Origin of the sequence: Bradyrhizobium sp. 17 (assembly GCF_023073515.1) — a bacterium.
GTDB classification, from domain to species: domain Bacteria; phylum Pseudomonadota; class Alphaproteobacteria; order Rhizobiales; family Xanthobacteraceae; genus Bradyrhizobium; species Bradyrhizobium canariense_D.
Map to the genome: position 1 here is coordinate 145008 of NZ_JADPJQ010000066.1, position 12664 is coordinate 157671.

The following is a 12664-nucleotide window of genomic DNA, read 5'->3' on the forward strand; positions in this document are numbered from 1 at the left end:
ATAGGCGTTTATTCCTGAAGCTGGCGCTTGAGCGATTCGACCTCGTCCGACAGCGCCGTGTCCTTGGAAACCAGGGCCTCGATCTTGCGCACGGCGTGCAGCACCGTGGTGTGGTCGCGCCCACCGAAGCGGCGGCCGATCTCGGGGAGCGATCGCAAGGTCAGCGTCTTGGCGAGATACATCGCCACCTGGCGCGGACGGACCACGTTGGCGGTCCGGCGCGAGGACAGGAGATCGGAGCGGCTGACATTATACTGCCGTGCCACCACGCGCTGGATGTCCTCGATCTTGATCCGCTTCGGTTCCTGCGGCCGGATCAGGTCGCGCACCTCGTGCTCCGCCATCTCCAGCGTCACCGGCCGATTGTTGAGCTTCGAATGCGCGAGCAGGCGGTTGATCGCGCCTTCGAGATCCCGGCCGTTATGGGTGATGGCGCGGGCCAGATAGGTCAGCACCTCCTCCGGCACCTCGAAGGTCGCATGATGGGCGCGGGCGGCTGCGACGCGCGACTTGAGAATACCGTGCCGCAGCTCCTCGCCGAGCGAGGCCATCTCGACCACGAGGCCGCCGGCCAGCCGCGAGCGCACGCGGTCGTCGAGGCTTTCGAGGTCGGACGGCGGACGGTCGGCCGCGATCACGACCTGGCGGCCGGCATCGATCAGCGCGTTCAGCGTGTGGCAGAACTCGGCCTGGGTCGACTTGCCCTGCAGGAACTGGAGATCGTCGATCACGAGCACGTCGATGCCGCGCAACGCTTCCTTGAAGGCGAGCGCCGTCTGCGTCTTCAGCGCGGCGACGAAGCCGTACATGAATTTCTCGGCGGTGAGATAAAGCACCTTGCGCTCGTTGCCGGAATTGCCGGCCCAGGTCACCGCCTGCAAGAGATGCGTCTTGCCGAGGCCGACACCCGCATGGATGTAGAGCGGATTGAACATGACGGGATCGCCGCGACGACCCTCGGCGACCTGACGCGCAGCCGCATGCGCCAGCGTGTTGGAACGGCCGACGACGAAGCTCGCAAACGTCAGGCGCGGATCGAGCGGCGAGCCGCCGAGTGCATCATGATTGGCCGAGACCGGCGCGGTCGCGGTCGAGCGCAGCTCCGGCGCAGGCGAGCGGCGCGTTTCGACCGGCGCGGGCGCTTCCTTCTGCTGCACCACGGGGCGCACGGCCGAGCGCACGGTGAGATCGATGCGATGCACTTCCGGCATCTCGGCCTGCCAGCACGACAGCACGCGCTCGGCATAATGGGCCTGGATCCAGCTCTTCAGGAAGCGGGTTGGCACCGACAGACGCACGCTCTCGTCCTGGACGCCTTCCAGATCCATGCGCGCGAACCAGCTCGTATAGACGTCCTCGCCTACGTTCGAGCGCAGCCGACTCTTCACGCGTGACCAGCGATCCTGTTCCGGGGTTGTCATCATTTGAGAACTTTTCTTGAGAGATAAGGTTGCGTGGTGAGCGCCATGCTGAGTTCCTGCCAGGGATACCTGCTCAGGGATATTTGCGATGGCGGGACCTCAAGCGATTTCACCTGCAGGCATGGCTCGACCGTTCGGCGGAAACGCCGCGTCCGATCAGCAATGTCTAGAGATGGAGGGGTCGCGAGGTCAGCGCGTACTCGGCGCTCCGTTACACGCGGGAGGCTTGATGTCCGACGGATCTAAAACGGCATCGCTGGAAGTCGAAATGCTGGAAGTCGAAATGTGTTTCAATACCGCGTTGAGTTCGTAAGACATGATACCTCCCCGTCCTGCCGTGATTGCTCACGACAAGGTCCTGCGTGTCCAAACGACACCCGCTTCGTAGTCGGATGCCTGCCCGTGTACTCGTCGTCCGCTCGGCTTCGCCATCATGCCTGTCGGGGCAGCTTTCAAGATGTCTCTTAAGCGCGAGAGAAAGATCCCGCTTGGAGACATTCAGACAAAGAGCTACCGTTCCCACATTGCTGTGGGTTTTGATCCGACAATCGCTTGTTGAAGCGTCGCCTACGTGCACACCGCCGCCGATTTGCACGCTCGCCCCGTTTCCGATACCGCGCTGGTCTCAAGATCGTGGGCGCCGCTGACGTCTTAAGGAATACACTATGCGGAAAGACTCGCAACGGAATTGATTCACACTTGAGGCATCAAAAATCTTGATCTGCGTTAACGCCACGCGGCACTTGTGCACAGGCTTCAGAGCAAGTTTTTGGATTCGTGCACAGAATCGAAGATGCCGCGTCCGATGTGACAATTCTCCGCCACCGCCAAAAATTTTTTACAAAAGCGTCACGCGCGCGACGCGCGGGTGAATTTTCCAAATGCTTGGCCTCACTATGTCGATAAGTTGTTAGCGAGCCATCGTTTTTTGAGTCTCGTTTCACAGGGTAACTCCATCGCGTGACGCGATCCGGGGAAACTACGGTGTGCAGAACTCGCAAGCCCGCGAATTCAACTTGCGCCCGCCTCGCAGGGGCTTTTTGCACCGCGGTGCAAGTTTCCGCTGTTGCAAAACCATTCGCAGGTAAAACTACGGACGCGTCATGGTGCAAGCGCCGCAATCCTCCGATCGAAGGTCGTTCGACGCGTGACTGCTTGCGTGAATATGACGGGCAACAAAAAAGCCCGGCGTGAGGCCGGGCTATTTGACGCGTGTGATGTGCGATGTGATCGCCCGATCGAACGACTCGATCGGACGGCGTGCCAGAACGCTCGCGAGTTTACTTGGCGAGCTTGGCGATCTGCGCGGTGAGCCGCGAGACTTTGCGGCTGGCATTGTTCTTGTGAATGATGTTTCGCTGCGCGGCGCGCATCAAGGCGGGCTCGGCATTCGCCAGCGCCGTCACGGCAGCGGCGCGGTCGCCGGTCTTGATCGCTTCTTCGACGTTACGTACGGCACCGCGCATCTGGGTGCGGCGCGACTTGTTGACAGCGGTGCGGCGGGCGATCTTGCGCGTCGCTTTCTTGGCGGAAGTGGTATTGGCCATGGTCTCAATGTCCTTTGCGGGTACCGGTCGCGTCTTCGTCGGGTAGCGCCGGCTTGCTTGACCGCGTAATCGACGCTCGGAATTAGGGTGTTCGGTTGCTAGGCTGTTCCCGGAACATGAGCGACGGCCTTGCGGCTGCCTCTGAGGCCCAAGGAGCCTCTCAGCCCAAGAAGCCTCTAAGCCCAAAGAGCCTGCATCTGCTCAAAGAACAGCGGCGGCAGGATTGCGCCCGCCGCCAGTTGGCGCCCTTATAGAGAGGGTCTTCGGCACCGTCAACGCTTTCCCGGGCTGCAAAAGCAGCCCCTCAGAGCCGGGATGAGTGCCGTAACGCCCTGAAGAGGTTGAATTTCTGCCGTCTCCCTTGTATTGGCTGGCGGCGTTCCGAGGGTCGTCCGATCGGACGACTATATAGGGTGAGGCATGATCCGCGGCTTTTTCCGACTGATTGGGCTGTTGCTGCTCGCCGGCGGGTTCATCTTCATGGTCTATGATGGCGCCCGCTGGGTGGCCGACCAGACCCTGCGGTTCACCCGCTTCGGCCAGTTCTGGAACGACATCAATCAGGCCAGCCAGACGGCATTCCGGACCTGGGTTGAGGCCAAGGCGCCCTGGCTGTGGACCTCGGTGATCCGCCTGGTGCTGGATCAGCCGGTTTTCGCCGTCCTCGGCATTCTCGGCATCCTCCTGATGATCCTGTTCCGCCCGCGCAAGCCGTTGATCGGCTATTCCCGGGATTGAGCTTTCGAGCATGCCGCGCTGTAACAGGGCTGCCGCTCCGTGCGTAAAGACCTATATTCCCACCTGATCGCGAGCACGCCGCCTGAGTAATTAGCCCAGGCGATGCACGGCTCGTTCGGAGATCCGTCCATGGTGTTCATGCGCAAGACCACCGCATTGCCGAGCGCCGCGGAAGCGCTGCCGGGCCGTGCGCAAGCCATTCCGACCGCGACCACCCATTTCGTCAACGGCGCGAAGTTGCAGCCGCCTTATCCCGCCGGTCTCGAGCAGGCGGTGTTCGGGCTCGGCTGCTTCTGGGGCGCCGAGCGCAAGTTTTGGGAGCTCGGCGACGGCGTTTACACGACTGCTGTCGGCTATGCCGGCGGCCACACGCCGAACCCGACCTATGAAGAGACCTGCTCGGGCCGCACCGGTCACACCGAAGTGGTGCTGGTCGTGTTCGATCCCACCAAGGTGTCGTACGAGAAGCTATTGAAGACGTTCTGGGAGAGCCACAACCCGACGCAGGGCATGCGTCAGGGCAACGACGTCGGCACGCAGTACCGGAGCGCGATCTACACCTATTCAGACGCGCAGAAGAAAGCGGCCGATCAATCGAAGGCGCTCTATCAGAAGGCGCTTGCTGCAAAAGGTCTCGGCACCATCACCACCGAGATCGCACCCGCCGGCGAATTCTACTTTGCCGAGGACTATCATCAGCAATATCTGGCCAAGAATCCCGCCGGCTATTGCGGCCTGGGCGGCACCGGCGTATCCTGCCCGATCGGCGTCGGTGTGAGCGCGTAAGCTGGTCCCTCGTCATGGCCGGGCTTGTCCCGGCCATCCACGATATTTCGTGCGGCACCAAGAACGTGGATGCCCGGGAAGAGCCCGGGCATGACGGAGTGTTTGGTACCATTGCCAAGCCACCCGCCCCCTCAACGCTTTATTAACCATAACCGGTGCATCACTGGATCTGTCTCGTTTCGAGGGATAAGTCCGGTGCCGGTTGCACGCGCGTTTCGATGGTCGATCTCGGCAGCATCCCTGGCAGCGTCCGCCGCGCTGACCCTTGGCGGCTGCATGCAAACCGCTGGTCCCGTCGCCTATGTGCAGCCGCGCGCCGATCTCGATTCGATGGTCTATGGCCAGCCGTACAACGCGCCGCAGCCCGCCGTCGTCGGCAGTGGCGGCGGTGCCATCGCAGCACTCAGCAATTCCTTTGCCTCGCCTGCGCCCATGCCGGTCGGTTATGCCGCGCCGATGGCGGCGCCTGTTCGCTACGATGCCTCCTATCATCTCGACGCCGGCGACAAGCTGCGCGTGGTTGTCTACGGCCAGGAAGGTCTCACCAACAGCTACGCAATCGACGCCGGCGGCTCCATCACCATGCCGCTGATCGGCGGCGTGCCGGCACGCGGCCGCACCCCCGCGGGTCTTGCCGGCGAGATCGCCGCAAGGCTGCGCAACGGCTACATTCGCGAGCCCTCGGTCGCCGTCGAGATCGAGGCCTATCGTCCGTTCTTCATTCTCGGCGAAGTCTCCGCGCCCGGCCAGTATCCTTACGTGCCGAACATGACGGTCGAAAGCGCCGTCGCGATCGCCGGCGGCTTCTCGCCCCGCGCCAAGCGCGACGTGGTCACCGTCACGCACACCGAAGCCGGCGGCGCCATGCGCGCCGTGGTGCCGCTCGGCACCCCCTTGAGCCCCGGCGACACCGTGTTTGTCGGCGAGCGCTGGTTCTAGAGCGTTTTCGAGCGAAGTGGATACCGGTTCGCGTAAAGAAAACGCGTCAGAAAAGAATCTAGAGCCTCGGTTCTGATGCAATCAGAACCGAAGCTCTAGCTCACCGCCTGAAATCCAGACGCCCGTTCGGAAAACATCCGTCGATCCTGGTGGCGTCGACCACCAGTCCAACCCATGGCCGTGTGATCGCCGGGTTGGTCAGGTTGATATATTTCCCGACCAGGCGACCCGCGCGATCACGCGCCGTATCGATCAGCCCGTGCCGGCGGCCATGGTCCCAGTCGAAGCGGAGGAAAATGCGCTCGCCTGCGACCCGCACCTCCGCGCGTCCTTCTTTCCAGGCTTGCGGCGTATCGCCGGCAATGGTCGGATCTGCGCCGCCATTCCAGCGGCTGGCCCAGATGCCGTCGAGCGGGTCTGACTGTGCCGCGATAATTGCCCATGCCGCCGCGTTGACGTCAGCCGCATCGCCGGCAAGCGCGGCGGTTGCGGCATAGTCCATGACGTCGCGATCATCAGGCGCGGGCACGTCCATGGTGCCGAACGGATTGCGGATGACGATGTTCGTATTGGCCTGCTGCATCATGATCTCCCGGCGCGAATTGGCTTGATCAGCCAGCTCTATCGCCGGGCAGCAGGATGCAGCCACCCGATTCCTGCTCGTCATCCGGGGCGCGCGAAGCGCGAGCCCGGAATGACAGCGAAGACAGCCGCGCGCGCTACGATTTCAAATGCTTCGCGAAAAATTCCATGCTGCGCGGCCAGGCGATGTCGGCGCTGGCCTTGTCGTAGCTCGTCCGCTCGTCGCAATGGAAGCCGTGCTGCGCGCCCGGATAGACGAAGACCTCCACGTCCGGCCGCTTCGTCTTGATGGTCTCGACGTCGGTCAGGGGAATGCCGGCATCCTTCTCGCCAAAGTGCAGCTGTGTCGGAACTTTTGGTGTCTCGTCGGCATAGCGCACGACGGCGCCGCCGTAATAGCCGATCGCGGCCTTCAGGCCCGACAGCCGCGTCGCCGCGACGAAGGCGATGCTGCCGCCCAGGCAAAAGCCGATGATGCCGACCGGGCCGACGCTCTTCACCGCATCGATCGCCGCCTGCGTGTCGCGCAGCATCGCGTCCCAGTCCGGACTGGCGACGAACTTGCGCGCTTCCGCGATCTCGTCGGGCGAGTAGCCGGACTGGAAGCCCGGCGAGGTCCGGTCGAAGATCGACGGCGCGATCGCGACATAGCCTTCCCCGGCGAGGCGATCGCAGACCGAGCGGATGTGATGGTTGACCCCAAAAATCTCCTGGATCACCACCACCGCGCCCTTCGCCGTGCCGGCGGGGTCAGCGCGATAGGCACTGAGCTGGAATTTGTCGGAGGCCGTCAGCTTGATGTCCTGTCGCACGCGGGTTGTCCTTTTGGTTAGTCTTCGATTGCGGGTTCCGCTCGTTCCACAAACTCGTCATGCCCGGGCGTAGCCGTCCGAAGGACGGCGTCGCTTCCGCTCGCCTATGTCCCGGGCATCCACGTTCTTGGTGCGGTAGGAAAGATCGTGGATGGCCGGGACAAGCCCGGCCGTGACGATGTGGCAGCTCCAACGCATGATGGCGCAGAGACGATTGCTCTGCGTCATGAAAAGCCACTCTCACTCCCACATCCAGTTCTCGCCATAATCCTCCTTCCAGCCCGCCAGCCGTCCGTGGCGGAATTGCAGGAACAGGCGGTGACGGGTGGGGATCAGTCTGCTGCCGCCGATGTTGCGAAGGGCGAGATAGATCTCGTTGCCGGGGCGTCCCCGCACATATTGCAGCGGTTGCCCCAGCGCCCGCGCAGTCTGGTCGGCATCCATGCCGAAAGCGAGCGGCGTGTTGTTCGACAAGGTCGCGACGAAGGGCAGGCGGGGCAATGTCCCGCCGAGTTGCTCGGCTTGCGCGGATGCTGACAGCAACACCGCGCCCGCAGCCAATATAGCTCGCTTCATCGCCACTGTTCCTGTCCGACCTATTCCGGCAAGTTCTTCAGGAAAGGCAGCACCGCGTCAACAAAAGCCTGTGGCTGGTCGATGTTGACGGCGTGTCCGGCGGCGGGGATCACGACTTTTTGTGCGCCGGGAATTTTCGCGGCCATGTAGTCCGAGGCAGCTAGGAACGGCGTGTCGTCGGCGCCGACCACGATCAGGCTGGGCACCTTGATCTCCGGCAGCAGCTCGATCACCTTCGCATCGCGCTGGGTCAGCATGCCGCGTGCGGCGAGCGCCAATCCCCTGGCATCGCGATGGCTCGCGGTGGCGCGCTCGCGCGTTGCCGCCTTCAGCACGTCGAGCCCTTCGCGATCGAATTTGTCGGCAGTGGCGAGCGCGCGCGCATTCCAGGCCTCGCGTGCATCGTCCTTCTTGAAGCCGGGGCCGGTGTCGATGATCAGCAGCGCGCGGACGCGCTTTGGATGCGCGCGAGCGAAGGCAAGCGACATGTAGCCGCCGAGCGAGAGCCCGCCAATGATGGCGCGCTCCGTGCCGACCACATCGAGGATCGCGGCGATGTCGCCGACGGTGAGTGCTTCGCTGTAAGCGGCGGGATCGTCGGGATAGTCGGACTGGCCGTGACCGCGCATGTCCCACAAGATCAGCTTGTGATCCCGGGCAAGTGCCTCGACCTGCCCATGCCACATTGCCGAAGTCGATGAGTAGCCGTGGGTGAGCAGCAGCGGCCAGCCCTCGCCATGAACCTCGTAATGGATTCCAACGCCGTCCCGATCGATCTTAGGCATTGCATCCACCTTATTATCTTGTCTTCCCCCATCTTAACGCGCCGGGTTACTCGGAGGAAACTGCCTGAATGCGATGGCCTGCCTGCTTGGCGTGCACTCTGTTGCGTTCAGCCGCTGCATCACCGCTGTTCTCGCAACGCACAAGATGCGCGCGCCTCGTTTGTTTCGATCGATTCCAAATTGCATTTGCCTCCGCGCCTGAACGCGATCATTCTTGCGATCAAGGCTGGCGCCGGCCCGGTGGGCGTCCGCTACTCAAGTTGCCGCCGTAAGCGGCTTCATGCACCGGCAGGGGAAGACGCCTATGCCAACTCTCACCATCAACGGGCGGAGTCTGTCCGTGGATGCGGCGAACGACACGCCGCTCCTCTGGGCGATCCGCGAGCAATTGCAGATGACCGGCACCAAATTCGGCTGCGGTGCCGGCCTGTGCGGGGCCTGCACCGTGCACGTCAACGGTGAAGCCGTGCGTTCGTGCCAGACCATGGTCGGCGATGTCGCCGGCAAGAAGATCACCACCATCGAAGGCCTCGCCGCCAAGGGCGACCATCCCTTGCAGAAGGCATGGATCGCCGAACAGGTGCCGCAATGCGGCTACTGTCAGTCCGGTCAGATCATGCAGGCGGCCTCGCTGCTGGCGAAGAATCCCAACCCGACCAAGGAAGAGGTCGTGGCGCATATGGACGGCAATCTTTGCCGTTGCATGACCTATTCGCGGATCCAGAAGGCAATCATGCGCGCCGCAACCGAGATGCGCACCGCATCCGCCTCCGGCAACGAGCGGAGGCCCACATGAACAAGCACGTGAACAACGTTGCGCCCGAGGCGACCGATCTCAGCCGCCGCTCCTTCCTGGTCGGCACAGCGGCCGCCGGCCTCGTGCTCGGCTATGCCGGCGTGCCCGGCATCGGTGAGGCGCTTGCGGCGCCTTCGAACTTCGAGCCGAGCGTTTGGTACGCGATCGCGCCCGATGGTCTCGTCACCGTCACCTGCGGCAAGGCCGACATGGGCCAGCACATCGCCTCCACCATGGCGCAGATCGTGGCCGAAGAGCTGGGCGCGAAGTGGAGCGACATGCGCGTACAGCTTGCCTCCAACGATCCGAAGTTCAACGATCCCGTGTTGGGCGCTCAGATCACCGGCGGCAGCTGGTCGACCATGATGAACTTCGAGGCCATGAGCCGCGCCGGCGCTGCCGGGCGGATGGCGTTGACAGAAGGCGCGGCCGCCGCGATGGGCGTGCCGGCGTCGGAGCTCGTGGTGCGCGATTCCATGATCTCGCACCCGAAGTCGAAGAAGGCGATGTCCTTCGCCGATGTCGTCAAGAGCGGCAAGGCGACAAAAACCTTCACGCCGGACGAGCTGAAGGCGATCAAGCTGAAGACGCCGGATCAATACACCATGATCGGCGTGTCGGTGCCGCAGCTCGACATTCCCTCCAAGACCAACGGCACGGCCAAATACGGCATCGACGTGATGCTGCTAGGCATGGCCTATGGCGCGGTCGTGACGCCGCCCGTGCGCTTCGGCGCCACGGTGAAATCGGTCGACGACAGTGCCGCCAAGAAAGTGCCGGGCTTCATCAAGGCCGTCACCCTCGACGACAAGACCGGAACGACCTCGGGCTGGGTCGTCGCGGTCGCCGGCACATATGCCAACGCCAAGAAGGCGGCGCAGGCGCTCAAGATCGCCTATGACGGCGGTCCAAACGCGAAGGTGTCGAGCCAGTCGCTGCTCGACGAGGCCATGCGGCTTCAGAAGCAGGAGGATTCCGGCCAGTTCTTCGTCAAGGACGGCGATCCCGCGGCGGCGTTCGGCACGGCGGCCAAGGTGCTGGAGGCGGAGTACACCACCAGCATCAATATCCATGCGCCGATGGAGCCGATGAACGCCACTGCGGAGTTCAAGGGCGAGATCCTGCACATCTATTCCGGCAACCAGTTCGCAACGCGCTCCGGCGCGATCGCGGCGGGTGCGGCCGGGATCGATCCGAAGTTCGTGGTCATGCATCAGATGTGGCTCGGCGGCGGCTTTGGCCGCAGGCTCGATGCCGACATGATGATTCCGGCGGTGCAGGCGGCGAAGGCCATCGGCAAGCCGGTGAAGGTGATCTATACGCGCGAGAACGACATGACGATGGATTTCTCGCGTCCGCTCACCTACCAGAAAGTGAAGGCAGGCGTGGACGGCGACGGCAAGCTCATCGCGCTCAGCCACGACGTGGTTTCGGCGTGGCCGACCCAGCGCTGGGGAATACCCGATTTCCTGACGCCCTCGGTCGACAAGAAGGGTCCGCTCGACTCCTTCACGGTGAACGGGGCCGACTTCTTCTACACCGTGCCCAACCATCATGTGCGCGCGATCAAGAACGAGATGGCGCACAACGCGACGCCGTCCGGCCAGCTCCGCTCGGTCGCGCCGGGCTGGACCTTCTGGGCGGTCGAAAGCATGATCGACGAGATCGCGGCGGCGGCGGGCAAGGACCCCGCGCAGTTCCGCATCTCGCTGCTCGACGGCGCCGGCAAGAACGACGGCGGTGCGCAGCGGCTGCGCAATACGCTGCTCGCCGCGATGGGTCTTGCCGGCTACGGCACCAGGAAGCTGCCGAAAGGTGAGGGCATGGGCGTGGCCTGCGTCTCGTCGCAGGAACGCGCGACCGCAAGCTGGACGGCCTGCGTCGCTCACGTCGCCGTGGCGCCATCGGGCGAAGTGACCGTGAAGAAGCTCACGGTCGCCACCGATGTCGGCACGCAGGTGCATCCCGACAACATCCGCGCCCAGGTCGAGGGTGCGGCGCTGTGGGGCCTGTCACTGGCGATGTACGAGAAGGCGACGCTGAAGGACGGTGGCATCGAACAGACCAATTTCGACAGCTACACGCCCTTGCGCATGAGCCAGGTGCCGGAGGTCGCGATCGCCGTGATCGCCAATGGCGAAAAGGCCACTGGCGTCGGCGAACCCGCGGTGACAGTGATCGCACCCGCGATCGGCAATGCCATCTTCAACGCCTCGGGCGCCCGCGTCCGGGCCCTGCCGATCACGGCCGAAGCCGTGAAGGGCGCGATGAAGGCGTAAGGCTGGTTGCGATTGTTGACCTGACATGATCCGCCGGGGGCAGCCCCCGGCGGATTCGTCGTTAAAAAAGCCCTGTGTTTGCAACCACATCTCTACTGTGCATGGGGTTGTTTTCGAGGTTTTTGATTGGAACCGCCGGGGACGCGAATTCCGTAAAATTGTCCCAGATTCCGCAGGGTTCCATTGAGCACGCCTCTTAAGGGCCGGAGAACCTGATCCGGCTTAGGCTTTTGCCCGAAACACGCCCGTGCTCTTGGGGAAGCCATGAACGCCTCAGCCAAACCCGCCGCCAAACGCCGGCTTCTGCTCGCCTCCGACCGGAGCGACGAGAGCACCGAGCTCGCCAGCATTCTCAAGGCGGTCGGCGACGTTGCCACGGTAACGACGCAGGAGCTCCCCGAGCAGCCCTCGCGCGATCTCTCCGGCCTCGTGGTCGACATCAATCTGCGCTCGCCCGACAGCGTGCAGCGGGTGCGCAACAAGCTGCGCGGCGACGCCTATCGCGCCATGCCTCGTCTGTTCGTGCTTGCGGACGCCCTGCATCACGGCACCATGCAGGCTTGGGCGCTGGGCGCCACCGACACCATCTCGCGGCCGCTTCAGCCTGAGGACATCCTGCAGCGCATCCGTGCCGCCTTCCCCGACACCGCCGTCTATGACGCGACCGATCGTGGCAAGACGCTCAATCGCGGCGTCGAGGCCGCGCACGCGGTGCTGAAGAAGATGTTCGAGAAGCTGCCGCTCGGCGTGCCCCTGACCTTCGACGACGTCATCGCCGCCGAGAGCAAGATCCTGAAGGCGATCAAGCACTCCTCGCTGCGCGAGTGGCTCACCACGGTGGGCTGCCACCATGTCGGCAGCTACCGGCATTGCCTGTTCGTGACCGGATTTGCGGTCTCCTTCGCCCAGCACCTCGGCATGCGCGAGGACGACCAGCGCCGGCTGACCCGTGCCGCGCTGCTGCACGATGTCGGCAAGGCCTTCGTTCCCTCCGCGCTGCTCGACAAGCCCGGCAAGCTCACCGACGAGGAGATGGCTGAAGTCCGCCAGCATCCGCGCCGCGGCTATGACGCGCTCGCGGCTCAAGGCGGCTTCCCGCCGGAGATGCTGGACGTCGTGCTGCATCACCACGAATTCCTCGACGGCTCCGGCTATCCCAACAATCTCTCGTCGAACCAGATCAGCGATATCGTGCGGGTCACGACCATCGTCGACATCTACGCGGCACTCGTGGAGAAGCGCGCCTATCGCATGCCTTTCACCCACTCGCGCGCGTTTGCGATGATGGAAGGCATGGGCGGCAAGCTGGACCAGCAGCTGTTGCAAGCGTTCCGCCCGGTGGCGCTGGGGTCGTTCTGAACTCCGGTGTCGTCCTGGCGAAAGCCAGGACGACGTTGTGGTAA

At 63.6% G+C, this 12664-nt stretch carries 12 protein-coding genes; 6 read left to right on the plus strand and 6 right to left on the minus strand.

The window, feature by feature from the left end; translation table 11 throughout:
* Positions 1-8: 8 nt before the first annotated feature.
* Together dnaA and rpsT are read right to left on the minus strand one after the other, a co-directional pair.
* Entirely contained in the window at positions 9-1421 is a 1413-nt protein-coding gene (gene dnaA / locus IVB13_RS11860) for a chromosomal replication initiator protein DnaA (protein ID WP_026233035.1), read from the minus strand.
* Positions 1422-2701: 1280 nt separating this feature from the next.
* A complete protein-coding gene (gene rpsT, locus IVB13_RS11865) occupies positions 2702-2968 on the minus strand; it encodes a 30S ribosomal protein S20 (protein WP_007598259.1) in 267 nt (88 codons plus the stop codon).
* Positions 2969-3388: 420 nt separating this feature from the next.
* Here rpsT and IVB13_RS11870 point away from each other — a divergent pair, with 420 nt between their 5' ends.
* From IVB13_RS11870 to IVB13_RS11880, 3 genes are all read left to right on the plus strand, one after another.
* Positions 3389-3706 (plus strand): hypothetical protein, encoded by a 318-nt coding sequence (locus IVB13_RS11870; protein ID WP_007616084.1) that lies wholly within the window; start codon positions 3389-3391, stop codon positions 3704-3706.
* A gap of 129 nt (positions 3707-3835) precedes the next feature.
* Positions 3836-4492: a peptide-methionine (S)-S-oxide reductase MsrA gene (gene msrA / locus IVB13_RS11875; protein WP_026233037.1), complete on the plus strand. Its 657-nt coding sequence runs from the start codon at positions 3836-3838 to the stop codon at positions 4490-4492.
* Between the two features lie 195 nt (positions 4493-4687).
* Positions 4688-5431, plus strand: coding sequence for a polysaccharide biosynthesis/export family protein (locus tag IVB13_RS11880; protein ID WP_018455842.1), 744 nt, complete (start codon positions 4688-4690; stop codon positions 5429-5431).
* A gap of 100 nt (positions 5432-5531) precedes the next feature.
* Here IVB13_RS11880 and IVB13_RS11885 read toward each other — a convergent pair whose 3' ends face one another.
* The 4 genes from IVB13_RS11885 to IVB13_RS11900 all read right to left on the minus strand — a co-directional run bounded on the left by IVB13_RS11885 (position 5532) and on the right by IVB13_RS11900 (position 8186).
* Positions 5532-6014, minus strand: a complete 483-nt coding sequence (locus IVB13_RS11885; protein WP_026233038.1) for a hypothetical protein — start codon at positions 6012-6014, stop codon at positions 5532-5534.
* A 136-nt stretch (positions 6015-6150) separates the two neighbouring features.
* The gene (locus tag IVB13_RS11890; protein ID WP_018455844.1) at positions 6151-6825 is read right to left on the minus strand and encodes a dienelactone hydrolase family protein; all 675 of its coding nucleotides are present in this window, start codon (positions 6823-6825) and stop codon (positions 6151-6153) included.
* 240 nt (positions 6826-7065) lie between these two features.
* Positions 7066-7401: a hypothetical protein gene (locus tag IVB13_RS11895; protein WP_026233039.1), complete on the minus strand. Its 336-nt coding sequence runs from the start codon at positions 7399-7401 to the stop codon at positions 7066-7068.
* A gap of 20 nt (positions 7402-7421) precedes the next feature.
* Entirely contained in the window at positions 7422-8186 is a 765-nt protein-coding gene (locus IVB13_RS11900) for an alpha/beta fold hydrolase (protein WP_018455846.1), read from the minus strand.
* Positions 8187-8490: 304 nt separating this feature from the next.
* Between IVB13_RS11900 and IVB13_RS11905 the strand changes: the two genes are divergently transcribed.
* The 3 genes from IVB13_RS11905 (at position 8491) to IVB13_RS11915 (ending at position 12620) form a co-directional block, all read left to right on the plus strand.
* A complete protein-coding gene (locus IVB13_RS11905) occupies positions 8491-8982 on the plus strand; it encodes a (2Fe-2S)-binding protein (RefSeq protein WP_007616069.1) in 492 nt (163 codons plus the stop codon).
* Entirely contained in the window at positions 8979-11261 is a 2283-nt protein-coding gene (locus IVB13_RS11910) for a molybdopterin cofactor-binding domain-containing protein (protein ID WP_247295899.1), read from the plus strand. The genes IVB13_RS11905 and IVB13_RS11910 overlap by 4 nt, the downstream gene beginning before the upstream one ends.
* Positions 11262-11525: 264 nt before the next feature.
* Positions 11526-12620 carry an HD domain-containing phosphohydrolase gene (locus tag IVB13_RS11915; RefSeq protein ID WP_085349734.1) on the plus strand — a complete coding sequence of 365 codons (1095 nt, stop codon included), beginning with the start codon at positions 11526-11528 and terminating at the stop codon, positions 12618-12620.
* Positions 12621-12664 lie beyond the last annotated feature (44 nt).

Bases quoted from the DNA above. Each gene is read 5' to 3' on its own strand.
- IVB13_RS11870 (WP_007616084.1), top strand. From the start codon at position 3,389: ATGATCCGCGGCTTTTTCCGACTGATTGGGCTGTTGCTGCTCGCCGGC.
- IVB13_RS11915 (WP_085349734.1), top strand. From the start codon at position 11,526: ATGAACGCCTCAGCCAAACCCGCCGCCAAACGCCGGCTTCTGCTCGCC.
- IVB13_RS11910 (WP_247295899.1), top strand. From the start codon at position 8,979: ATGAACAAGCACGTGAACAACGTTGCGCCCGAGGCGACCGATCTCAGC.
- msrA (WP_026233037.1), top strand. From the start codon at position 3,836: ATGGTGTTCATGCGCAAGACCACCGCATTGCCGAGCGCCGCGGAAGCG.
- dnaA (WP_026233035.1), bottom strand. From the start codon at position 1,421: ATGACAACCCCGGAACAGGATCGCTGGTCACGCGTGAAGAGTCGGCTG.
- IVB13_RS11895 (WP_026233039.1), bottom strand. From the start codon at position 7,401: ATGAAGCGAGCTATATTGGCTGCGGGCGCGGTGTTGCTGTCAGCATCC.
- IVB13_RS11900 (WP_018455846.1), bottom strand. From the start codon at position 8,186: ATGCCTAAGATCGATCGGGACGGCGTTGGAATCCATTACGAGGTTCAT.
- rpsT (WP_007598259.1), bottom strand. From the start codon at position 2,968: ATGGCCAATACCACTTCCGCCAAGAAAGCGACGCGCAAGATCGCCCGC.
- IVB13_RS11885 (WP_026233038.1), bottom strand. From the start codon at position 6,014: ATGCAGCAGGCCAATACGAACATCGTCATCCGCAATCCGTTCGGCACC.
- IVB13_RS11905 (WP_007616069.1), top strand. From the start codon at position 8,491: ATGCCAACTCTCACCATCAACGGGCGGAGTCTGTCCGTGGATGCGGCG.